The organism is Diplocloster agilis (assembly GCF_019042275.1).
In the GTDB taxonomy this organism is placed as follows: Bacteria; Bacillota; Clostridia; order Lachnospirales; family Lachnospiraceae; genus Diplocloster; species Diplocloster agilis.
The window spans coordinates 26,856-49,808 of record NZ_JAHQCW010000033.1 but is presented as its reverse complement, the minus strand read 5'-3'; the positions used below and the strand labels follow the sequence as shown (position 1 = coordinate 49,808).

At 49.5% G+C, this 22,953-nt stretch carries 21 protein-coding genes; 17 read left to right on the top strand and 4 right to left on the bottom strand.

Features of this window, described 5'->3' with window-relative positions; genetic code table 11:
• Positions 1 to 52: 52 nt before the first annotated feature.
• Entirely contained in the window at positions 53 to 1,045 is a 993-nt protein-coding gene (gene holA / locus KTH89_RS17620; RefSeq protein WP_238722570.1) for a DNA polymerase III subunit delta, read from the top strand.
• A 594-nt stretch (positions 1,046 to 1,639) separates the two neighbouring features.
• On the top strand, positions 1,640 to 2,863 hold the full coding sequence (locus tag KTH89_RS17615; RefSeq protein ID WP_238722569.1) for a phage baseplate protein: 1,224 nt from the start codon (positions 1,640 to 1,642) through the stop codon (positions 2,861 to 2,863).
• A gap of 616 nt (positions 2,864 to 3,479) precedes the next feature.
• Here the strand turns inward: KTH89_RS17615 and rpsT are convergent.
• The gene (gene rpsT, locus KTH89_RS17610; RefSeq protein ID WP_158344698.1) at positions 3,480 to 3,743 is read right to left on the bottom strand and encodes a 30S ribosomal protein S20; all 264 of its coding nucleotides are present in this window, start codon (positions 3,741 to 3,743) and stop codon (positions 3,480 to 3,482) included.
• 198 nt (positions 3,744 to 3,941) lie between these two features.
• On the opposite strand from rpsT, the gene gpr reads away from it, so the two are divergent.
• From gpr to hemW, 4 genes are all read left to right on the top strand, one after another.
• Entirely contained in the window at positions 3,942 to 4,901 is a 960-nt protein-coding gene (gpr, locus tag KTH89_RS17605) for a GPR endopeptidase (protein WP_158344696.1), read from the top strand.
• Between the two features lie 103 nt (positions 4,902 to 5,004).
• On the top strand, positions 5,005 to 6,318 hold the full coding sequence (locus KTH89_RS17600; protein WP_238722568.1) for a stage II sporulation protein P: 1,314 nt from the start codon (positions 5,005 to 5,007) through the stop codon (positions 6,316 to 6,318).
• A gap of 156 nt (positions 6,319 to 6,474) precedes the next feature.
• Complete coding sequence (gene lepA / locus KTH89_RS17595) at positions 6,475 to 8,289, top strand: translation elongation factor 4 (protein ID WP_158344695.1); 1,815 nt, start codon at positions 6,475 to 6,477, stop codon at positions 8,287 to 8,289.
• Positions 8,290 to 9,444 (top strand): radical SAM family heme chaperone HemW, encoded by a 1,155-nt coding sequence (gene hemW / locus KTH89_RS17590; RefSeq protein ID WP_158344693.1) that lies wholly within the window; start codon positions 8,290 to 8,292, stop codon positions 9,442 to 9,444.
• A gap of 11 nt (positions 9,445 to 9,455) precedes the next feature.
• Here the strand turns inward: hemW and KTH89_RS17585 are convergent, their stop codons facing one another.
• The gene (locus tag KTH89_RS17585; protein WP_158344690.1) at positions 9,456 to 10,013 is read right to left on the bottom strand and encodes a chromate transporter; all 558 of its coding nucleotides are present in this window, start codon (positions 10,011 to 10,013) and stop codon (positions 9,456 to 9,458) included.
• Positions 10,010 to 10,561, bottom strand: coding sequence for a chromate transporter (locus KTH89_RS17580; RefSeq protein ID WP_238722567.1), 552 nt, complete (start codon positions 10,559 to 10,561; stop codon positions 10,010 to 10,012). Before KTH89_RS17580 ends, KTH89_RS17585 begins: the two co-directional genes overlap by 4 nt.
• 499 nt (positions 10,562 to 11,060) lie before the next feature.
• Between KTH89_RS17580 and hrcA the strand changes: the two genes are divergently transcribed.
• The 8 genes from hrcA to thiI all read left to right on the top strand — a co-directional run bounded on the left by hrcA (position 11,061) and on the right by thiI (position 20,324).
• The gene (gene hrcA, locus KTH89_RS17575) at positions 11,061 to 12,092 is read left to right on the top strand and encodes a heat-inducible transcriptional repressor HrcA (RefSeq protein WP_158344686.1); all 1,032 of its coding nucleotides are present in this window, start codon (positions 11,061 to 11,063) and stop codon (positions 12,090 to 12,092) included.
• Positions 12,093 to 12,120: 28 nt separating this feature from the next.
• On the top strand, positions 12,121 to 12,780 hold the full coding sequence (grpE, locus tag KTH89_RS17570; protein WP_238722566.1) for a nucleotide exchange factor GrpE: 660 nt from the start codon (positions 12,121 to 12,123) through the stop codon (positions 12,778 to 12,780).
• Positions 12,781 to 12,814: 34 nt separating this feature from the next.
• Positions 12,815 to 14,683 carry a molecular chaperone DnaK gene (gene dnaK, locus KTH89_RS17565; RefSeq protein ID WP_238722565.1) on the top strand — a complete coding sequence of 623 codons (1,869 nt, stop codon included), beginning with the start codon at positions 12,815 to 12,817 and terminating at the stop codon, positions 14,681 to 14,683.
• Between the two features lie 77 nt (positions 14,684 to 14,760).
• Positions 14,761 to 15,903 carry a molecular chaperone DnaJ gene (gene dnaJ / locus KTH89_RS17560; RefSeq protein WP_158344682.1) on the top strand — a complete coding sequence of 381 codons (1,143 nt, stop codon included), beginning with the start codon at positions 14,761 to 14,763 and terminating at the stop codon, positions 15,901 to 15,903.
• Between the two features lie 234 nt (positions 15,904 to 16,137).
• Complete coding sequence (gene prmA / locus KTH89_RS17555; RefSeq protein ID WP_238722574.1) at positions 16,138 to 17,091, top strand: 50S ribosomal protein L11 methyltransferase; 954 nt, start codon at positions 16,138 to 16,140, stop codon at positions 17,089 to 17,091.
• A 1-nt stretch (position 17,092) separates the two neighbouring features.
• The gene (locus KTH89_RS17550; RefSeq protein ID WP_238722564.1) at positions 17,093 to 17,854 is read left to right on the top strand and encodes a 16S rRNA (uracil(1498)-N(3))-methyltransferase; all 762 of its coding nucleotides are present in this window, start codon (positions 17,093 to 17,095) and stop codon (positions 17,852 to 17,854) included.
• Between the two features lie 33 nt (positions 17,855 to 17,887).
• Positions 17,888 to 19,045, top strand: a complete 1,158-nt coding sequence (locus KTH89_RS17545) for a cysteine desulfurase family protein (protein ID WP_238722563.1) — start codon at positions 17,888 to 17,890, stop codon at positions 19,043 to 19,045.
• Positions 19,046 to 19,145: 100 nt separating this feature from the next.
• Positions 19,146 to 20,324, top strand: coding sequence for a tRNA uracil 4-sulfurtransferase ThiI (gene thiI, locus KTH89_RS17540; RefSeq protein ID WP_238722562.1), 1,179 nt, complete (start codon positions 19,146 to 19,148; stop codon positions 20,322 to 20,324).
• Positions 20,325 to 20,436: 112 nt separating this feature from the next.
• Here the strand turns inward: thiI and KTH89_RS17535 are convergent, their stop codons facing one another.
• Positions 20,437 to 20,670, bottom strand: a complete 234-nt coding sequence (locus tag KTH89_RS17535) for an HPr family phosphocarrier protein (RefSeq protein ID WP_158344674.1) — start codon at positions 20,668 to 20,670, stop codon at positions 20,437 to 20,439.
• A 139-nt stretch (positions 20,671 to 20,809) separates the two neighbouring features.
• Here KTH89_RS17535 and mtaB point away from each other — a divergent pair, with 139 nt between their 5' ends.
• The 3 genes from mtaB to ruvX all read left to right on the top strand — a co-directional run bounded on the left by mtaB (position 20,810) and on the right by ruvX (position 22,950).
• Positions 20,810 to 22,120: a tRNA (N(6)-L-threonylcarbamoyladenosine(37)-C(2))-methylthiotransferase MtaB gene (mtaB, locus tag KTH89_RS17530; protein ID WP_238722561.1), complete on the top strand. Its 1,311-nt coding sequence runs from the start codon at positions 20,810 to 20,812 to the stop codon at positions 22,118 to 22,120.
• 129 nt (positions 22,121 to 22,249) lie between these two features.
• The gene (locus KTH89_RS17525; protein ID WP_158344670.1) at positions 22,250 to 22,513 is read left to right on the top strand and encodes an IreB family regulatory phosphoprotein; all 264 of its coding nucleotides are present in this window, start codon (positions 22,250 to 22,252) and stop codon (positions 22,511 to 22,513) included.
• A 17-nt stretch (positions 22,514 to 22,530) separates the two neighbouring features.
• The gene (ruvX, locus tag KTH89_RS17520; protein ID WP_238722560.1) at positions 22,531 to 22,950 is read left to right on the top strand and encodes a Holliday junction resolvase RuvX; all 420 of its coding nucleotides are present in this window, start codon (positions 22,531 to 22,533) and stop codon (positions 22,948 to 22,950) included.
• Positions 22,951 to 22,953: the final 3 nt, after the last annotated feature.

Here is a 22,953-nt window from a genome sequence, read left to right as displayed (position 1 = left end):
GTATAATGGAATGCAGTTACATTCCAACACGGATGAAACGGAGTGAAATCAAATGAAAAGCGTGATAGAAGACATAAAAAATCAACAGCTGAAACAAGTATATCTGCTCTATGGAGATGAGACCTATCTTAAGAAACAGTACCGGGACAAACTACATGAAGCTGTCCTCCCAGCAGATGATACGATGAATTACACCTATTTTGAAGGAAAGGGCACAGCACCGGGCGAAGTGATCGATCTGGCGGAAACCATGCCGTTTTTTGCAGAACACCGGTTAATTGTCATAGAGAACAGCGGCTGGTTTAAAACTTCCAGTCCCCAGATGGCAGAATATATAAAGGAACTTCCGGAATTCACCTATTTTGTATTTGTAGAAGAGGAGGTGGACAAGCGGAACGCGCTTTTTAAAGCGGTGAAAGAGAAAGGCCGTGCAGCTGAGATGACCCGTCAGGATGAGAGAACCCTGATCCGCTGGGTGGCCGGTATGTTAAAAAAAGAACAAAAAAGTATCCGGGAATCCACACTGCAGCTCTTCTTAAGCAAGACAGGCTCCGACATGGAAAACATCTGCCAGGAACTGGAAAAATTAATCTGCTACACTATGGACCGGCCGGAGATCAATGATGAAGATGTGGAAGAGATCTGTACCACGCAGATCGCCAACAAAATTTTTGACATGATCGGCGCCGTAACGGAACAGAACCAAAAGAAAGCGTTAAAGCTATATTATGATCTGCTGGCTTTAAAAGAGCCGCCCATGCGAATCCTATTTCTAATCTCCAGGCAATTCAACCAGCTCATGCAGGTAAAGAACATGAAAACCCTGGGCCTGGACAGTTCGACAATAGCGAAGCAAGCAGGCCTGGCCCCGTTCCTGGTCAAAAAATACGCCGCCCAGACAGGACGTTTTACCCTGGAACAGCTGAGGGAAGCGGTAGAGGACTGCGCCCAGATGGAAGAAGCTGTAAAGACCGGCCAGCTGACGGACACGATCAGTGTAGAGCTTCTAATCGTTAAGTATAGTGCGATGGCCAGGGGGAATTGATTTTATAGGGCTGGAGCGTGCCATCGCAAGGCTGGACTCTGCGGGCGACGGCAGAAAGACTGGAGTCAAACGGCTTGCGGTCAGAAATTAGATCAGGGGGCTGTTGCCGGCCGCCGGGTTCTATTGGGGCTCCCTAGTAGTGCGGAAGATTTGCTCTGGTATCCGCTAAGTGGAATCGAAAAAGCCAGGTTCAGGATTCCTGAACCTGGCTTTTTCGATTCCACTTAGCGAATACACAACCGCCCTATGCTCTTCCGGGAAGACCCCAAAAACCCGGCGACCCGACGGTCTGCTACAGCCACATTACAAAATAGTATGAATTGTGAACGTAGTTGGTATTGATTTTCTAATGCCATAAGTACTGTCACAGTCCGCAGGTATGGGATATATTCAGAGAGCCTTCCGGTAACTATGGTAATAATATGGCATTTAGCTAAAATGACTGATTAATGGCGTAATGAAGAATGTAAAGAGAAGAAATAAGTTTGAATATTGAAAATAGACACTAAATGTGTCTTTTTGATGGATATACAAAACATAGGACTATTTTAAAACAAACATATGTTCTAATTTTGTTTATAAGGAGGATAATTAATGTCTGATCAAAGTACTTATACACTATTTCTTCCCGAAATCGGGACAAACGGAAACTGGTATATCAACGGTATCGATACTGGTAAACCATCTAAAGGTGAGGATGGTGTTACGCCTCATATCGGAGTTGATGGATTCTGGTATATCGGAGATGAGAAAACAACTGTATATGCCAAAGGTAAATCGGCGTATGAAATTGCGGTGGATTATGGTTTTCAGGGAACTATGGTCGACTGGATGAACGGCTTGAAAGGGGAAAAAGGTGATCCTGGAGAACAAGGACCTGTCGGACCAGCTGGCGAAGCAGGTTCTGCTGGGCCGGAAGGACCGAAGGGTGACACTGGAGTGCAGGGTTTAAAAGGCGATAAAGGAGATCCAGGCGAACAGGGGCCTGTTGGACCAAGAGGGCCTCAGGGATTAAAAGGAGAACTTGGAGAAACAGGACCAGCTGGCCCGCAGGGCTTGAAGGGGGATAAGGGCAATGCCGGGGCAGTAGGTCCGCAGGGACCTCAGGGTGAAACCGGTCCACAAGGACCAAGAGGGCTGACTGGCCCGGAAGGTCCACAGGGTGTAACAGGTCCAAGAGGATTGACCGGACCTGAAGGACCGCAGGGACCTACAGGTGCAACAGGACCAAAAGGGGATGTTGGACCAAAAGGAGATCCGGGAGTACAGGGAGTAAAAGGTGAAACCGGTGAGAGGGGACCGATTGGTCCACAGGGGCCGAAAGGAGAGCAAGGCGAAAAAGGCGATCAGGGACCAATGGGACCGCAGGGACCTAATGAAGCAGACATGATTTATATGTCAAATAAGGAGATTACTGTAGAACAAGCGATCAATAACATTACTAATAATCTATTAGACAAAACGCACCCTATAGGTAGCATATATATGTCAGTGAACAATACCAGTCCTGGAACGCTGTTTGGCGGAACCTGGCAACGTATACAAGACCGATTCCTGTTAGCGGCTGGCAGTTCGTATCCAGCTGGAGGTATGGGTGGGGCCGCTAGCGTTACATTATCATTAAGCCAAATTCCCACTCACGATCATTCCATCCCGTATAAGGCGGTTTCGGGGAATAAGCGAGGCGTACCGACTTGGTCAGATGATACCTTATGGGATTCGACTGGGTCATTTGTAACAAGTGGAGCCGGTAGTGGTCAACCTCATAATAATATGCCACCGTACCTTACCGTTTATGTCTGGAAACGTATTTCCTAATTAGAAATATGGTTGTTCAAACCGTGGCCAGTACGGCAGTTGCTACGTTCCGAGCGACTGTAATAGTTGGAAACGTAAACAAGATTTTGACTACGGAGAACACTACAATCCTGACAGGAATACTGTTTATCAGCTATCATAGAACAATACCTCCGATGCATGGCAAATAAGCACGATATAAACAAGGGAGGAGAGGGAATGGGCTGAGCGCCTGGGAGCGGGTATATCCGGGGATGCTTCCGGCGGCCGGGGCCTTTTGTGTCTCCCTGGGCGCGCATAGGGCGGCTGTGCGGCCGCTTAGTGGAATCGGGAAGCCGGGTTCAGGATGCACGGCGGACTTCACGTCCGACGGGCAAGAGCCTCTGAACCGGGAACACCTCATGTGTTCCTGGTGAATAGGCTCGGTTCCTGAACCCGGCTTTCCGATTCCACTTAGCGACCGCCAGCGCAAGCCCTCCGCGCGCCCAGGGAGACACAAAAGGCCCCGGCCGCCGGAAGCATCCCCGGATATACCGCTCCCAGGCGCTCAGCCCATTCCCTCTCCTCCCGCCCCCCTATAACAACAAAAAAACAGCCAACATGACGGTATTGGCTGTTTTGCGCTTCTTATAACCGATTAGGCAATGCTGTTGACAGCTTTTGTTAACCGGGATACTTTACGGGAAGCGGTATTTTTATGGTAAATTCCTTTGGACGTCGCTTTATCGATAGCGGAAATCGCTCCCAATAACGCAGCATCTGCCGCAGCTTTGTCTTTTGCAACAACGGCTGCATCGACTTTTTTGATCGCGGTCTTTACTGCCGATTTGATCGATTTATTTCTTGCCGCTTTTGTCTCATTTACCAAAATTCTCTTCTTCGCAGACTTAATATTAGCCAATCCGTACACCTCCAAATCAATGAAATCTGATTTTTGAATTCTTTTGTGGTTACCCTATAACCGGACACGGACGCTTACGGTAATCACGCTAAACATACTCATTCATTCTAGAACAAAGAAGTTTATCTGTCAATACATAATCCTCAATTTTTTGTAAAAAATACGGTTAAAGTCTTTTCTATAAATAAGGAGGATACTATGTTGGACAAATTCAGAGTGCGGACAGACCTGGCGCTGGAGGCAAAGGAAAGTTTTGAGCAGGATGATGTGGAAATCAAGGGTGTCGTTGTGGAAGAAGAATACGATGAGGAGCGGGAGATCCATATTACAAAAGTGAAAATCGAGACCGAAAAAGGGGCAAAGGCCATGGGAAAACCGATTGGTACCTATATTACCCTGGAGGCTCCGAATATGTCTGATCCCGACGAAGATTATCACAAGGAAATCTCCACGGTGCTGGCCGGCCATATCAGGAATCTGATCGAGCACTCCGAGGAAGAACAGTCTATACTGGTAGTGGGACTGGGCAACCGGGAGGTCACCCCGGATGCGCTGGGACCGGAAGTGGTAGGCAACCTTCTGATCACCCGGCATGTCATTCAGGAATACGGGAAACTGGCGATGGGAAAAGACAAAGTCAATTTGATCAGCGGAATCGTTCCGGGAGTCATGGCTCAAACGGGTATGGAAACTCTGGAGATTATCCGGGGAGTGGTGGAAGAGACGAAGCCCAGCCTGGTAATTGCTATTGACGCCCTGGCGGCCAGAAGCACAAAAAGATTAAGCCGTACGATACAGATTACGGATACCGGCATCAATCCCGGATCAGGAGTGGGCAACCACCGGCATGCGCTGACCCGTGAGACGCTGGGAGTTCCCGTGATCGCGATCGGGATTCCAACGGTAGTCGATGCGGCCACTATTGTCAACGATACGATGGAGAATCTGATCGAGGCCATGGAACAATCCGATCATATGAAGGGATTTGGCAACACCTGGCGGGAATTCGACAGCTCGGAGAAATACCAGTTGATCCGGGAACTGATCTCACCGCATTTGAACGGTATGTTCGTGACGCCGAAAGATATCGATGATACGATCAAGAGAATTAGCTTTACTGTGTCGGAAGCTCTGAATATGGCATTCCAATTATCCTGAAGCCTGCTGGCGCATCCGTTAGGCGGCTTGGGACAGCTCTTTAATTACAAGCATATTCCCCTGGAATAGGGAATATAATTTGTAAGAACGGAGTGGTCACAAAATGAGCCATTTTCAGAAAATATCGAATCTCTTCCTATGGGTAGTGATTTTAATTCTGGGATTATATATTATATTTCACGGAACAAAAGCCCTGAGCAATGTACAAATGCAGGGCAGTTTTTCGGACCTGGCGGGCCAGGTGGAAAGTTATCTGAATAAAAAGGCCATCACTACGCATCTGCCAGGTCTGATGTATTCGGCTGCTTATGAAGAGCAGCCGTCTGATTTTAGCGTATATGTGGCGAAAAAAGCATTTGACCTGATTCCGCTGTTTGGTTATCTGGAAGAACACTCCGGATACGCCACGGAAGTGGAGAGCGCCTCTACCTATGAAATGATATTGGCGGGGGAGGCCAACGATGAAAATGCCGTAAACGAGATGACAGGGGAACTGATTCCTTCCGATATGGAAACCGAAGCGATGCAGCAGGAAAATGCCGCTGCCCTGGCCAATGCCATGCAGGCGGAAAACGCCGCTGCCGGTCCCGCACCCAGTGAACAGGTGGATGTGTCTCAGATACAGGAGGCTCAGGAGACGACGAATCAGATTTCCATGGAAAAATTAAATGACTATGATTATCTGATCAATAATTTTTATGTGGTGGACAAAACAACCACGATTACCAGCAGCCAGCTCAACGCGTCCCAGCTTCTTCAGGAAAATATGGGGATCGCCCAGGACAACAGCGTCCCTCAGATCCTGATCTACCATACCCATTCGCAGGAAAGCTTCGTGGACTCGATTCCCGGTGACCCCAGTACCACCATTGTGGGAGTAGGGGAATATCTGACCACTTTGCTGCGGGATAAGTATCACTTCAATGTGATACACCACACGGAAGTATACGATATGATCGATGGGAAACTGGACCGGAGCAAAGCGTATGCACTGGCGGAAACCTCCATCGCACAGATCCTGGCCGACAATCCTTCCATCGAAGTTGTGATCGACCTGCACAGGGACGGAGTGGCGGAAGGCACTCACCTGGTTACCAATATTAATGGTAAGGACACCGCACAGTTCATGTTTTTCAACGGCTTATCCAGGACGACGAAGATCGGGGATATTTCCTATCTGCCGAACCCTTACATCCAGGATAACCTGGCCTTCTCCCTGCAGTGCCAGTTAAAAGCTGCCCAGTATTATCCCGGGGTGGCCAGAAAGATCTATCTGAAAGGATACCGTTACAACATGCACTTCAAGCCCAGAAGCCTTCTGGTGGAATGCGGGGCGCAGACCAATACGCTTCAGGAAGAGAAAAATGCCATGGAGCCTTTGGCCGACATTTTACATAAAGTATTAACAGGGTCTTAAGGTAAGATCAGGACGAATCAAGCCCATCGATAAATCACGAAAAGGTCAGGAAAACCGCCTGGACAATATTCCCGGGTCTGTGATATAATGCTACTCGACAAAGTACGGCTGCCTGAGGAGATCTGCAATCGAATCCGGTACCATAGGAGGATGAATATGTCTCATATCGATCAGAGTAAAATACGGAATTTTTGCATTATTGCACATATTGACCACGGTAAATCGACACTGGCGGACCGGATCATCGAGATGACCGGGCTTTTGACCAGCCGGGAGATGCAGGCGCAGGTGCTGGATAATATGGAGCTTGAGCGGGAGCGGGGAATCACGATCAAGGCGCAGGCTGTTCGTACCATATATAAAGCAAAGGATGGGGAAGAATATATCTTCAATCTGATCGACACGCCGGGACACGTGGATTTTAACTATGAAGTATCCAGAAGCCTGGCGGCCTGCGACGGGGCGATCCTGGTGGTGGACGCTGCCCAGGGAATCGAGGCCCAGACGTTAGCCAATGTCTATCTGGCCCTGGATCACGATCTGGATGTGATGCCGGTGATCAATAAAATCGACCTGCCAAGCGCGGAACCCCAGCGGGTGATCGAAGAGATAGAAGATGTGATTGGAATAGAGGCACAGGAAGCTCCGCTCATCTCAGCGAAGGACGGGACCAATGTGGAAGAGGTGCTGGAGCAGATCGTTCAAAAAATACCGGCGCCGGCAGGTGATCCGGAGGCTCCGCTGCAGGCGCTGATCTTCGATTCTCTCTACGATTCCTACAAAGGGGTTATCGTGTTCTGCAGAATCAAGGAAGGCACGGTACGCAAAGGAACGCCGATCCGGATGATGGCGACCGGGGCGGAAGCGGAAGTCGTGGAATTAGGTTACTTCGGAGCCGGACAGTTCATACCCTGTGAAGAATTATCGGCCGGGATGGTAGGGTACATCACGGCCAGCTTAAAGAACGTCAAAGATACCCGGGTGGGCGACACGATCACCAACGCGCAGCAGCCCTGCGAACACCCGCTGCCGGGATATAAGAAAGTAAATCCCATGGTATACTGCGGCATGTACCCGGCCGACGGGGCGAAATATCCCGATTTGCGGGATGCGCTTGAGAAACTCCAGCTCAACGACGCCTCCCTCCAGTTCGAACCGGAGACTTCCGTAGCGCTTGGCTTTGGTTTCCGGTGCGGCTTCCTGGGGCTTTTGCATCTGGAGATTATCCAGGAGCGCCTGGAACGGGAATACAATCTCGATCTGGTGACCACGGCGCCCGGAGTTATCTATAAGATATACAAAACCAACGGGGAGGTAGTGGAATTGACCAATCCCTCCAACATGCCGGATCCTTCCGAGATCGAATATATGGAAGAACCCATGGTCAGCGCAGAAGTCATGGTGACCACGGAGTTTATCGGCGCCATCATGGATCTGTGCCAGGAACGCCGGGGACAATATCTGGGGATGGAATATATAGAGGAAACCCGTGCGGTTTTAAAATACGACCTGCCATTAAACGAAATCATCTACGATTTCTTCGACGCACTGAAATCCAGATCCAGAGGCTACGCATCCTTCGACTATGAAATGAAGGGATATGAGCGCTCGGAACTGGTCAAGCTGGATATCCTGATCAACCGGGAAGAAGTCGACGCCCTCTCCTTTATCGTTCACGCGGGAACCGCCTATGAGCGGGGACGCAGAATGTGCGAAAAGCTAAAAGAAGAGATCCCCCGCCAATTGTTCGAGATTCCGATCCAGGCGGCTATCGGCAGTAAGATCATCGCCCGGGAAACCGTAAAAGCCATGCGAAAAGACGTGCTGGCCAAATGTTACGGCGGTGATATTACCCGTAAGAAAAAATTGCTGGAGAAACAAAAAGAAGGAAAGAAGAGAATGCGTCAGGTGGGCAATGTAGAGATCCCGCAAAAAGCATTTATGAGTGTACTCAAACTGGATGACAAATAGATGAAAAAAGATCTGAGCATTTATATCCATATACCATTCTGTGTAAAAAAATGCGGCTACTGCGACTTCTTGTCCAAGTCAGGCTCTGAGGAGGAGCAGGAGCGCTATGTGCGGACCCTGCTCCAGAAAATGGAGCGGACCCGGGAGGCTGCCGGCCAATACCGGGTTCACACCATATTTTTCGGAGGCGGAACCCCGTCCATCCTGCCCGCGCCGCTGATGGACAAACTCATGGACAAGCTCTTCGATCTATATGAGGTGGAATCCGACGCGGAAATCACCATCGAGGCAAATCCGGGCACACTTAACCCGGAAAAACTGTCGGCCTACCGGAACATGGGCATCAACCGCTTAAGCATAGGCCTTCAGTCCACGAAGGATGAAGAATTAAAGCTTCTGGGCAGGATTCATACCTACGAAGAATTCCTGGAAAATTATGAACAGGCCAGAAAAGCTGGCTTTGAAAATATTAACATCGATCTGATGTCGGGCCTGCCCGGACAATCCCCGGATTCCTGGAAACAGACGCTCAAAAAAACAGCTGCGCTGCACCCCCAGCATATCTCGGCCTATGGACTTATGATCGAGGAAGAAACGCCTTTCTACCTATTATATAAAGAGGACGTGGCGCGGCGTGACAGAGGAGAGGACCCCGGTCAGCTGCCCAGTGAAGAGGCAGAACGGCAGATGTATTACGACACCGCGGCAATCCTGGACGAGTTCGGGTACCGCCGCTATGAGATCTCCAACTATGCCAGACCGGGATATGAATGCCGGCACAACATCACCTACTGGAAGCGCGGCGATTATCTGGGCTACGGTCTGGGAGCCGCCTCCCTGATGGAAAACCAGAGGTTCACGGTCACGAAAGATATGCAGACCTATCTGACCAAAAAGTACGTCTATGAAGATCTGGTGACCCTGACCGCTGCCGATCAGATGGAAGAATTCATGTTCCTGGGCCTTCGTATGATGGAGGGAATCTCCCTGGGAGAATTCCACGATCAGTTTCACCGCAGCTTCTGGGATATCTATGCTTCCGTGTTCCGAAAACTGGAGGACCAGGGGCTCCTGATCCGGGAAAAGAACCGGATCTTCCTTTCCGATAAGGGGATCGACGTCAGCAATTATGTCATGGCCAGTTTTTTATTCTGAAGGAGTACGGGCTACAGCCGGAAAAGAATACCCATTACAGCTCCGAAGATGAGAAAAATAATGGGATGCAGCTTTTTAAGTCTGGGTATATTCAGAAGGACAAAGGTTATGAGGGCCAGAAGAATGATACCCCAGGCCGGTGTAAGGGTCCCGGATTCCGTATATAGCAACAGAGAAGTCTTGAACAGGCCGAATACCGCGGAAGCGATGAGCGCGGCCACGGCCGGCCGGATTCCATAGAATACGGCCTGTACGATACGGTTTTCACTGAAGCCGGACAGGAATTTCGCAATCAGAACGATAATCAGGATGCTGGGAAGCACCAGGGCCATGGTGGCCGTAACCGCGCCTGGAATACCCGCCGTATGGAAACCTGCGTAGGTTGCCATATTGACGCCGATCGGTCCCGGAGTGCTCTCACTGACGGCTATCATATCCGTAAGCTGGGCCTTAGTGAACCAGTCATACCGCTCCGTCAGCTCCATTAAAAATGGAAGAGTGGCCAGTCCTCCTCCCAGAGCGAATAAGCCGGTTTTAAAGAATTCGATAAATAATTGCAGATAGATCATACAGGTTTGTCCTTCTTTCTGCCAAATATTTTAATCCCAATGCCCGCTGCGGCTGCTAATAATACCAGCAGCACAACCGGGATCGGGGAGAACAGAGCCAGAATCAAAACCCCGAAAAAAATAAGATAACAAATCCAGTCCACCAGACTTTTCTTCGCAAGAGTCAAAACGGTTCCTAACATTAACGCGCAGACCACGGCCCGAATTCCGGCCAGCGCATGTCCCACATAAGTATTCTCCATAAAATTCGACAACACGGAAGCCACCAGGGAAATTATCACCAGAGAGGGAAACACCATGCCCAGGGTGGCCAACACGCCTCCCCAAATTCCTTTGCGTTTATACCCCACAAACGTAGCTGTATTCACAGCGATAATCCCGGGGGTACACTGTCCGATTGCATAATAATCCAGCAATTCTTCCTCCGTGACCCATTCCTTCTTATCCACCAGTTCATGCTTCAGCATTGGCAGCATCGCCAGCCCTCCCCCGAACGTCAGCGCTCCGATCTGGGCAAACGTACAAAACAGCTCCAACAATTCCTTCATCCAACAACCTCCCACATACCATAATCATGATAGAAAATCAAAATCCAAGCCAGCCAGAATAGAAGCTTCAAATTTCCAGAAGCAAGCGTAACACTAAAATGTAAATAAACTAAAATGTACATAACACTGAAATATGCACAATACGAAACAAACATCCATGCTAATTCTATTGAAAAACAGTTAGAAACTGCATAAAAATTCCAATATTCCTATTATATCCCTAAATCCATGATTCTACAATGAAACTATCCCATCTGCATCTAAGCCGTCTGCCGTCATTCTTCTGTCTTGAAATCCTTTTGCGTCCCCTCTGCTCCTGATCAAGCCAGGTTCTTGTTACCGCCTGATAAAGAAACTTGCATACATTTTATAAATCTAAAATTTTTGAAAAATATATGAAATGGTATTGACAAAAATTAGGGGGAGTGCTATGTTATTTACAGATGTTAGCACTCCTCAACAACGAGTGCTAATAAAGCAAAAAGAGAGGAGCGATTGGATGCAGCTGGACGACAGAAAGACGAAAATATTGCAGGCGATTATCCGGAACTATCTGGAAACCGGTGAACCTGTGGGATCCAGAACGATTTCCAAATACTCGGATTTGAAGTTGAGTTCAGCCACCATTCGCAACGAGATGTCAGATTTGGAGGAAATGGGATTTATTGTACAGCCCCACACATCAGCGGGCAGGATCCCTTCCGACAAAGGTTACCGTCTTTACGTCGATCAGATGATGGAGGAAAAAGAACGGGAAGTCACGGAGATGAAAGAACTCATGATCCAGAAGGCGGACCGGATGGAGTCGCTGCTGCAGCAGGTGGCTAAGGTATTAGCCCATAACACGAATTATGCGACGATGATTTCCTCCCCTCAGTACCATCACAATAAAGTGAAGTTCATACAGTTAAGCGAAGTGGATGAGACCCAGATCCTGGCGGTCATTGTTGTGGAAGGCAATATCGTGAAAAATAAGATTATTACGGTGGATGAGCCTTTGGACAATGAGAAGATCCTGAAACTCAATATCCTGTTGAACACACAGCTCAACGGATTGACGTTAGAAGAGATCAACCTGGGGATGATCTCGAACCTGAAGGAACAGGCCGGAATCCACAGCGGGCTTGTGAGCGATGTGCTGGACGCGGTGGCGGAGGCCATTAACCTGGACGACGATTTAGAGATATATACAAGCGGTACCACGAATATTTTCAAATACCCGGAGCTGTCCGACAGTGAACGGGCCAGTGAACTTTTGAGTACTTTTGAAGAAAAGCAGCAGTTGAGTGATCTGGTAAATGAGACGCTGGCCAACGCGGATGAACATGGAATACAGGTTTATATCGGGAATGAAACGCCGGTACGGGCTATGAAAGACTGCAGCGTTGTGACCGCGACTTATGAATTAGGCGAAGGGATGCAGGGCACCATAGGTATCATCGGACCAAAGAGAATGGATTACGAGAAAGTAGTGAGCACTCTCAAAACACTGATGGTTCAACTGGATGCGATCTATAAGAAAAAAACATAGGTAAAGATAGAAAGGAAGGTAACCAGGCTTGGCAGAAGAAAAAGATACGATAAAGGCAGATCAGCAGGAGACGGCAGACATTCCGAAGGATCAGGAAAACGCAGCGGAAGCGGCTGAGACAGCGCAGGCTGAGGAACAGGACCCGGCGGAGGAAAACGTGAAGGAAGCTGAAGCTGTACAGCCGGATACACAGGAAGGCGAAGAGAAAAAAGAAAAATTCAGCAAGCGAAAAGAAAAGAAAGAGAAAAGAGATAAGAAAGACGAAAAAATCGAAGAGCTGTCCGATCAGGTAAAACGGCAGATGGCGGAATTCGATAATTACAGGAAGAGGACCGAGAAAGAGAAGTCCCACATGTATGAAATCGGTGCAAAAGAAGTGATTGAAAAGATGCTGCCGGTTGTGGATAACTTCGAGAGAGGCCTCGCAAGCGTGCCGGAAACAGAACGGGATGATCCATTTGTGGAAGGCATGAACAAGATTTATAAGCAGTTGATGACCACATTGGATGAGATCGGTGTAAAACCGATCGAGGCGGTGGGCGGCGAGTTTGACCCGAATCTGCACAATGCGGTGATGCATGTGGAGGATGAAGCCTTTGGCGATAATATCGTTGCGGAGGAATTCCAGAAGGGGTATCTCTACAAAGAAAGCGTCGTTCGCCACAGCATGGTAAAAGTAGCAAATTAAACAAATAGAATGATAGAAACAGGAGGAAATCATTATGGGAAAAATCATAGGTATTGACTTAGGTACAACAAACTCATGCGTAGCAGTTATGGAAGGTGGAAAACCTGTCGTTATAGCAAATACAGAAGGAGCCAGGACCACACCGTCTGTCGTTGCGTTTACAAAAACAGGAGAGCGTCTGGTTGGAGAGCCGGCGAAGCGTCAGGCAGTTACCAACTCTGAAAAGACGATCTCTTCGATCAAGAGACATATGGGAAGCGATTTCCGCGTAGACATTGACGGCAAGAAATATACTCCTCAGGAAATCTCCGCCATGATCCTTCAGAAATTAAAAGCGGATGCGGAAAACTACCTGGGAGAAAAAGTAACCGAAGCAGTTATCACGGTTCCGGCATACTTTAACGACGCGCAGCGTCAGGCTACCAAGGATGCAGGTAAGATCGCCGGACTTGATGTGAAGCGTATTATTAACGAGCCGACCGCTGCCGCTCTGGCTTACGGTCTGGATAATGAAAAAGAACAGAAAATCATGGTTTATGACCTGGGCGGCGGTACCTTCGACGTATCCATCATCGATATCGGCGACGGAGTCATTGAAGTTCTGGCTACATCCGGTAACAACCGTCTGGGCGGCGATGACTTTGACCAGAAGATAACCGATTATATGATCGCAGAGTTCAAGAAGAACGAAGGCGTGGACCTTTCCGCCGACAAGATGGCGCTTCAGAGATTAAAAGAAGCCGCTGAGAAGGCGAAAAAAGAGCTGTCTTCCGCTACCACGACCAACATCAACCTGCCGTTTATCACCGCGACAGCCGATGGCCCGAAGCATTTTGACATGAACCTGACCAGAGCGAAATTTGACGAACTGACCCATGATCTGGTAGAATTAACCGCAGAGCCTGTAAAGAATGCGTTGAGAGATGCAGGAATCACAGCTTCTGAGCTCAGTAAGGTATTATTAGTTGGCGGTTCCACAAGAACACCTGCTGTTCAGGATAAAGTAAAACAGTTGACCGGACACGATCCCAGTAAGACGCTGAACCCGGATGAATGTGTAGCTCTTGGAGCTTCCATCCAGGGCGGTAAGCTGGCAGGAGACGCCGGCGCAGGGGAAATCCTCTTGTTAGACGTTACTCCGCTGTCCCTGTCCATCGAGACCATGGGCGGAATCGCAACCAGACTGATCGAGCGGAACACGACGATCCCGACCAAGAAGAGCCAGATCTTCTCCACCGCTGCCGATAATCAGACGGCCGTGGATATCAATGTCCTTCAGGGTGAGCGTCAGTTCGCGAAAGACAACAAGTCCTTAGGACAGTTCCGGTTAGACGGAATCCCGCCTGCAAGACGGGGCGTGCCGCAGATCGAGGTTACCTTCGATATCGATGCCAACGGTATCGTGAATGTATCCGCGAAAGATCTGGGAACCGGAAAAGAGCAGCACATTACGATCACGGCCAGCTCCAACATGTCCGATTCCGATATCGACAAGGCGGTCAGAGAAGCCGCTGAGTTCGAGGCGCAGGATAAGAAACGTAAGGAAGCCATAGATACCAGAAATGATGCGGATGCCATGGTATTTCAGGTGGAAAAAGCTATGGAGGAGGTCGGCGACAAGATCGATGCCAATGACAAAACCGCGGTACAGGCGGATGTCAACGCATTGAAAGAGCTGATCGAGAAGACAAACGCAGAAGAAATGACAGAAGCTCAGGTAGCGGAACTAAAAGCTGCCAAAGATAAATTGATGGAAAGCTCTCAGAAGCTGTTCGCTAAAGTATATGAGCAGGCGCAGCAGGCTGCCGGAAATGCAGGAGCAGGCCCGGATATGGGCGGTGCGGCAGACGGTGGCGCTTATCAGGCCGACGACGTTGTAGACGGAGATTACAAAGAAATCTAAGAGAAATCGAATAGGAATTTATAAGGGGAAGAACCACTCTTCCCCTTATCCTGATGAAACAGAGAGGTTGAACAGATATGGCAGACAAGAGAGACTATTATGAAGTCTTAGGCGTGGATCGAGGAGCCGATGATGCTACCATAAAAAGTGCATACAGAAAACTGGCGAAAAAATACCATCCCGACATGAACCCGGGAGACACCGAGGCCGAGAAGAAGTTTAAGGAAGCTTCGGAAGCATACGCCGTACTTAGTGATGCGGAAAAGAGACGCCAGTATGACCAGTTCGGTCATGCGGCCTTTGACGGATCGGCCGGTGCCGGAGGCTTTGATTTTTCCGGCATGGATATGGGTGATATTTTTGGTGATATATTCGGGGATTTGTTCGGCGGCGGCAGAAGCAGCCGCAGGGCTAATAACGGCCCGATGCGCGGAGCAAATCTGCGCACCAGTGTGAGGATTACCTTTGAGGAGGCGATCTTCGGCTGTGAGAAGGAGATCGAGCTGACACTGAAGGACAACTGTTCCACCTGTCACGGAACAGGAGCGAAACCCGGCACCTCTCCGGTTACCTGCGAGAAATGCGGCGGAAAGGGCCAGGTGGTATTTACCCAGCAGTCCCTGTTCGGCATGGTCAGAAATGTACAGACCTGTCCGGACTGTCACGGAACCGGACAGATCATCAAGGAAAAATGTACGGATTGTCACGGAACCGGATACATCGCGAACCGCAAGAAGATCCAGGTATCGATTCCGGCAGGTATAGACAACGGCCAGAGTATCCGTATCCGGGACAAGGGCGAACCCGGAACCAACGGCGGCCCCAGAGGCGATCTGATGGTGGAAGTTGTGGTTTCCAGACATCCGATTTTCCAGCGCCAGGATGCGAATATTTTCTCCACGGCCCCGATCAGCTTTGCGGTAGCGGCCCTGGGCGGTGATGTTAAGATCAGCACGGTGGACGGCGACGTCCTCTACACGGTAAAACCGGGAACCCAGACAGATACCAAAGTGCGTCTGAAGGGCAAAGGGGTTCCTTCCCTCAGAAATAAAGACATCCGCGGCGACCACTATGTAACCTTGGTGGTGCAGGTGCCGACGAAGTTAAACGAGGATGCCAAGGAAGCGCTGCGCAAGTTCGACGAGGCCAGCGGGAACACGCTGAATCAGTCCCCTGAGGGAAATGAGAAGTCTAAGAGAAAAGGGTTTAAATTTAAATAAGAGACGGGTAATTACGAAGGGGATCGAACCTTTTATTAGCAGGACCCGGGGCAAACTCGCCGGAATACGGCTCAAACAGTGCCCCGGGTCCGGCAAGGTTCGCTCCCCTTCTTTGTAAACAGTTCTAAGCTTACTCTTAACAGGACGATTGCCCTGGACGATGGAAGTTTGCCTCTTGTTTTTTTGAGAGGACCTGTGTTAATATGGGAAAAGACGAAATATGAGGTGAATCCCGTGAAATGGAAAAAATTTACGATTAAGACGAAAACAGAAGCGGAAGATCTGGTGATCAGTACCCTGGTGGATTTGGGGATTGAGGGCGCGCAGATCGAGGACAATGTGCCTTTGACGGAGGCAGATAAGAAACAGATGTTTGTGGATATTCTGCCCGACGGGCCGGAAGATGACGGCATAGCCTATATCAGTTTTTATCTGGAGGAGGATACCGATGAGACGGATATCCTGGTACAGGTAAGAGAAGAGCTGGAAGGGCTGCGTATGTTCGTGGATATCGGGGAGGCCTCTATTGAGGCGTCCGAGACGGAGGACAAGGACTGGATTAATAATTGGAAGCAGTATTTTAAGCAATTCTATGTGGATGATATTTTGATTATCCCGTCCTGGGAAGAAGTGAAGCCGGAGGATGAGGGAAAGATGATCATTCATATTGATCCCGGTACGGCTTTTGGAACCGGGATGCATGAGACGACCCAGCTGTGTATCCGGCAACTGAAGAAGTATGTGCGGCCGGGGATGGATATTCTGGATCTGGGCTGCGGCAGCGGGATACTTTCGATCGCCGCCTGTAAGCTGGGTGCGGGACATGCGGTGGGAACCGATCTGGATCCCTGTGCGATTAACGCTACCCATGAGAATATGGAGGCGAATGAGATTGAACCGGGCCGCTTTGAGGTGATGATTGGCAATATCATCGATGAAAAAGAGATTCAGGATGCGGTCGGCTACGAAGCATATGACATTGTACTGGCGAATATCCTGGCTGAGGTGTTGGTGCCTCTGACTCCGGTGGTTGTCAAAACGATGAAGCCGGGAGCGCTCTATATCACCTCCGGGATTCTGGATGTGAAGGAAGAACTGATCGTGCGTACGGTTCAGGATGCCGGGCTGGAAGTTGTGGAAGTGACGCATCAGGGCGAGTGGGTCAGTGTGACGGCGAGGAAGAGATAAGATGTACCATTTCTTTGTGAACCCGGAGCAGATACAGGATTCCGAAATCGTTATTTTGGGAACGGATGTGAATCATATCCGGAATGTTCTGCGGATGAAACCGGGAGAAAAAGTAAGCGTGAGCACGGACGGGGCATTCCGGGAATATCAGTGCGAGATATCAAAAATCGAGCCGGACTGTATCCGTCTTGGCGTTTTGTCTGTAGAGGAAGAAAATCGCGAGCTGCCCTGCCGGATCACGCTGTTCCAAGGGCTGCCGAAAAGCGATAAGATGGAGCTGATCATCCAGAAGGCTGTGGAATTGGGCGTGTATGCGGTTGTTCCGGTTGAGACCAGAAGAACCGTCGTCAAACTGGATGCAAAAAAAGAACAGAATAAATTAAAACGCTGGAATGCCATAGCACAGAGTGCGGCGAAACAGTCCGGCCGGATGGTAATTCCAAAAGTCCGGGAGTCGATGAAGCTTGCGGATGCCCTGGCTTATGCGCAAAGCTTGGATCATATTTTTATCCCATACGAACACGCGCAGGGCATGGCGAAGAGCCGGGAGTTTCTCCAGGCGGTAAAGTCCGGCCAGTCCGTCGGGATTTTCATCGGTCCCGAGGGCGGGTTTGAGGAAAGCGAAGTGCAGAAGGCCTGCGGCATGGGCGCGCAGCCGGTTTCCCTGGGCCGGCGGATTCTGAGAACGGAGACCGCCGGGCTCGCCATTCTTTCCGTTTTAATGTTCCAGTTGGAATGCAATGACGCAATTGGGATAAACTAAGACAAGGCAAAAGCAAGGATGGTGAAGGAAACGATGGAATGTTATTTTGATAATTCGGCAACGACCCGCTGCTATGAGTCCGTAAAAGATATTATGATCAGGACGCTGACGGAGGATTACGGCAATCCGTCCTCCATGCACAAAAAAGGCGTGGAAGCGGAGAAGTATGTAAAGGACGCCAGGGATATAATCGCGAAGAACTTGAAAGTCAATGCGAAGGAGATCTTTTTTACGTCCGGGGGCACGGAGGGGAATAACCTAGCTATTATTGGAACGGCCATGGCAAACTGCAGGGCCGGGAATCATGTGATTACTTCGGCTGTGGAGCATCCTTCCGTAACGGCGGTCATGGAGCATCTGGAAGAAAATGGATTTCGGGCCAGCTACATCCCGGTGGATGCGAACGGGGTTCTGCGCATGGACGCGCTGGAGGCGGCTCTGGATGAAGAGACGATTCTGGTGTCCGTCATGTACGTGAACAATGAAATCGGGGCGGTACAGCCTATTCAGGAGATCGCAGAGCTGGTTCATAAAAAGGCGCCGAAGGCCAAAATCCATGTGGATGCGGTGCAGGCCTATGGAAAATACCGAATTTTACCGAAAAAGCTGGGAATCGACCTGCTGACGGCCAGCGGCCATAAAATTCACGGCCCGAAAGGCGTCGGTTTTCTGTATGTCAATGACAAGGTGAAAATCAAACCGATCTCCTATGGCGGCGGTCAGCAGGAGGGGATGCGCTCGGGAACCGTGAATACTACCGGAATCGCCGGCCTGGGCGCGGCGGTCAAAGAGCTGTACACCGGTTTTGACGAGAAGATCGAGCGGCTGTATGCGGTAAAGCAGGCTTTCGTCAATGGGATCGGAACGGTAGAGGGCGCGGTCATTCACGGGCTTGTGGGAAAAGAAAGCGCTCCGCATATCGTCAATGTCAGTTTTCCGGGAGTGCGCAGCGAAGTTTTGCTGCATGCGCTGGAGGAATATGAGATCTATGTCTCCGCCGGGAGCGCCTGCGCGGCCGGCAAGAAGCATGCCGTCAGTCCGACCCTGACTGCGATCCGCCTGGACAAAGAACAGCTGGAATCGGCGATCCGGTTTAGCTTCCAGCTGGAAACCACGCTGGACGAGGTGGAGTTTTGTATAGAGAAGCTTAGAGAAGTGGTGCCGAAGCTTAAGAAATATACCCGCAGATAAAAGCCGGCAGGACGCATCGGCAGCGCTTAACCGTGTTCTGCCGTGTTTATTAAATATGAATAGGAACCGTTCAAGTAAGGATTTATAAGGAGAGAATAAGATGTTTCAGGCATTTCTGATAAAATACGGGGAAATCGGAATCAAGGGGAAAAACCGTTACCTGTTTGAGGACGCGCTGGTAAAACAGATCCGGCACGCGTTAAAACCCGTAGAAGGCGAATTTCAGGTGTCCAAAGAGCAGGGACGCATCTATGTGGCATGCCCGCAGGATTATGACTATGACGAGGCGGTAGAGGCCTTACAGCGGGTATTCGGTATCGTGGGCATCTGCCCCACCGTATGCGTGGAGGATGAAGGCTTTGATAAGCTTTCCCGGGATGTACTGGCCTATATGGACGAAGTGTATCCGGATAAGGATAAAAGCTTTAAGGTATGCGCCCGCAGGGCGAGAAAGAATTATCCCATGGATTCCATGGAGATCAATGCCGAGATGGGCCACCGGATTCTGGAGGCTTATCCGCAGATGCATGTGGATGTTCATGATCCCCAGATCATGCTGACCATCGAAGTGCGGGAGAAAATCTATATTTATTCGGAGATTATCCCCGGGCCCGGCGGTATGCCGGTCGGTACAAACGGGAAATGCATGCTGCTGTTATCCGGCGGAATCGACAGTCCGGTGGCGGGTTATATGGTAGCCAAACGGGGTGTGAAAATTGATGCCGTTTATTTTCACGCGCCTCCCTACACCAGTGAGCGGGCCAAACAAAAAGTGGTGGATTTGGCGGCCCAGGTGGCGAAGTACGCAGGACCGGTCTATTTATATGTGGTGAACTTTACGGATATTCAGCTGTATATCTATGACAAATGTCCCCATGACGAGCTGACGATCATCATGCGGCGCTATATGATGCGGATCGCGGAAGAGCTGGCCCGCAAAAATGAAGCGCTGGGATTGATCACCGGCGAGAGCATCGGGCAGGTGGCAAGCCAGACCGTTCAGAGCCTGGCGGCTACCAATGAAGTGTGCACCATGCCGGTGTTCCGTCCGCTGATCGCTTTTGATAAGCAGGATATCATTGATATTGCGGAAAAAATAGGCACTTTTGAGACATCGATTCAGCCCTATGAGGATTGCTGTACGATCTTTGTCGCGAAGCATCCGGTCACAAAGCCCAGTATTCCGGTGATTAAGCGTTCGGAAAAGAAACTGGAGGAAAAGATTGACGAAATGGTAGCGCAGGCGATCGAGACTGCAGAGTGTGTGATTGTCAGCTGACCGGAAAAGATTGATCAGCAGAAAAGAAAACAAAAAAGCATGTAACAGGGGCAAAAAAAACACCCCGCTGTCTATAGCGAGGTGCATGTCCCTTCTTACAAAAGCAAGTATCTTACTCGATGATATAAGGAGCAAGGATTGCAAGAATCGAATCGATATTCTCTTCCGCATGGATATTCAGATCAATCGGTTTGGACAGATCCAGGCTGAAGATGCCCATGATGGATTTCGCATCGATTACATACCTTCCGGAAACCAGATCAAAATCGTTATCAAATCTAGTGATGTCATTCACAAAAGATTTCACTTTATCAATTGAGTTTAAAGAAATTCTTACTGTTTTCATTGGAAAAACCTCCCATATATTTTTTATATGTTCATCTTACCGTCGGGGTATGGAAAAGTCAATACGCAAACATACAAAGAAAATCGGGATTATTCGTCAATTTTGATAAATTTGATTATGCATCAGTAAAGGAATTGTTATGAAAAGAGTAGCATTGCACAATTTAGGATGTAAAGTAAATGCATATGAAACGGAAGCCATGCAGCAGATGCTGGAGGATAACGGTTACGAGATCGTCCCCTTCACCGAACCTGCGGATGTTTATATTATAAATACCTGTACCGTGACTAACATTGCGGACCGGAAGTCCCGGCAGATGTTACACCGGGCGAAGGCTAAGAATCCAAACGCCTGCGTGGTGGCGGCAGGCTGCTATGTGCAGGCGGCCGGCGAAGCGCTGTTACAGGACGAAGCGGTGGATCTGGTGATCGGCAATAACCGGAAAAAAGATCTGATCCGGGTTCTTCGTAAGTGGGAGCAGGATCATAAGGCGGCCGAATGTATCACCGATATCGCCACGGACCGGGAATACGAGGAATTGACCCTGGGCAGGACCACGGATCATACCCGCGCTTATCTGAAGGTCCAGGACGGCTGCAACCAGTTCTGCAGTTATTGTATTATTCCCTACGCCAGGGGCCGGGTGCGGAGCCGGAAAATGGAAGATGTGATTCATGAGGTGAAACGTCTGGCGTCCGAAGGGTACCAGGAGGTCGTTCTGACCGGGATACACTTGAGCTCTTACGGAGTGGATTTTGAGCCATGCTCCTCCTTGCTGGATCTGATCCTTCGGGTTCAGGAAGTGGAGGGAATCGAGCGGATCCGGCTGGGATCACTGGAACCCCGGATTATCACGGAAGAGTTTGTCTCGAAACTTTCCAAGAGCCGCAAATTCTGTCCCCATTTTCATTTGTCACTGCAAAGCGGCTGTGACGATACGCTCAAACGGATGAATAGACATTACACAACCGGTGAATACTTTAAAAAATGCCGGTTGATCCGGGAATATTTTGAGCATCCGGCGCTGACTACGGATATTATCGTAGGTTTTCCTCAGGAAACGGAGGAAGAGTTTACGTCGACCCGGGACTTTTTGGAAAAAGTTTCCTTTTATGAGACCCACATTTTCAAATATTCCAGAAGGCAGGGAACCAAAGCGGCGGTGATGGAGGGACAGATTCCGGAACCGGTAAAAGCGGTGCGAAGCAATGAACTGCTGGCTTTGAACAGGGAGAAATCCAAAGCTTTTCGGGATTATTACATGGGCAGGACCCAGGAAGTGCTCTTTGAGGAAATGACCCGGATAGACGGGGTAGCCTATCAGATCGGACATACAAAGGAATATGTAAAAGTTGCCGTAAAGAGCGAAAGGGAACGGTCCAACCAGCTGTGCCGGGTGCGGGTGACAGGCTATCTGACAGACGAAATCATGCTGGCGGAATTCGAATAAAACGCCGGTTCCTGGTTGCAACCGTAAAATAGACATTGAATTTTCATCCGGTATATATTAGAATAAGGGTAAAGTTTGTTTTTGAGCGTGCGTCTTTACGTGCGGGATAACGCATGCATGGAGGAAAGAATGAAGGATCTCAGTAATACAAGATATTTTAAAGTTCAGACTGAGCCGGAACTGCAGGTAGAGGATGTGTTAAATGAGGTGTACGGGGCCATGACGGAGAAGGGCTATAACCCGGTGAATCAGATTGTGGGTTATATCATGTCCGGAGACCCGACTTATATAACCAGCCATAAGAATGCCAGAAGCCTGATTATGAAGGTGGAACGGGACGAGCTGGTGGAAGCGCTGTTAAAATCCTATATCAAAAATAACCATCTGGAGTAGCAGTGAAGGAGAACGTTATGCGGATTATGGGATTGGACTTCGGTTCCAAAACTGTTGGGGTGGCCATAAGCGACCCTCTCTCAATTACTGCCCAGGGAATCGAGATTATCCGAAGAGAGACGGAGAATAAGCTGCGCAGAACCTGCGCCAGAATCGAGGAACTGATCAAGGAATACGGGGTAGAGTCCATAGTTCTGGGCTTTCCCAAGAATATGAATAACACGGTGGGCGACCGCGCGCAGAAATCTCTGGAATTCGCGGAGATGTTAAAGCGGCGCACAGGACTTCCTGTCATTATGTGGGACGAGCGTCTCACAACCGTGGAAGCGGAACGGGCCCTGATTGAGGGGAACGTGCGCAGGGAAGACAGGAAAGAACACATCGACCGGTTAGCGGCTGTATTAATCCTACAAGGATATTTAAATACATTGCATTAGGAG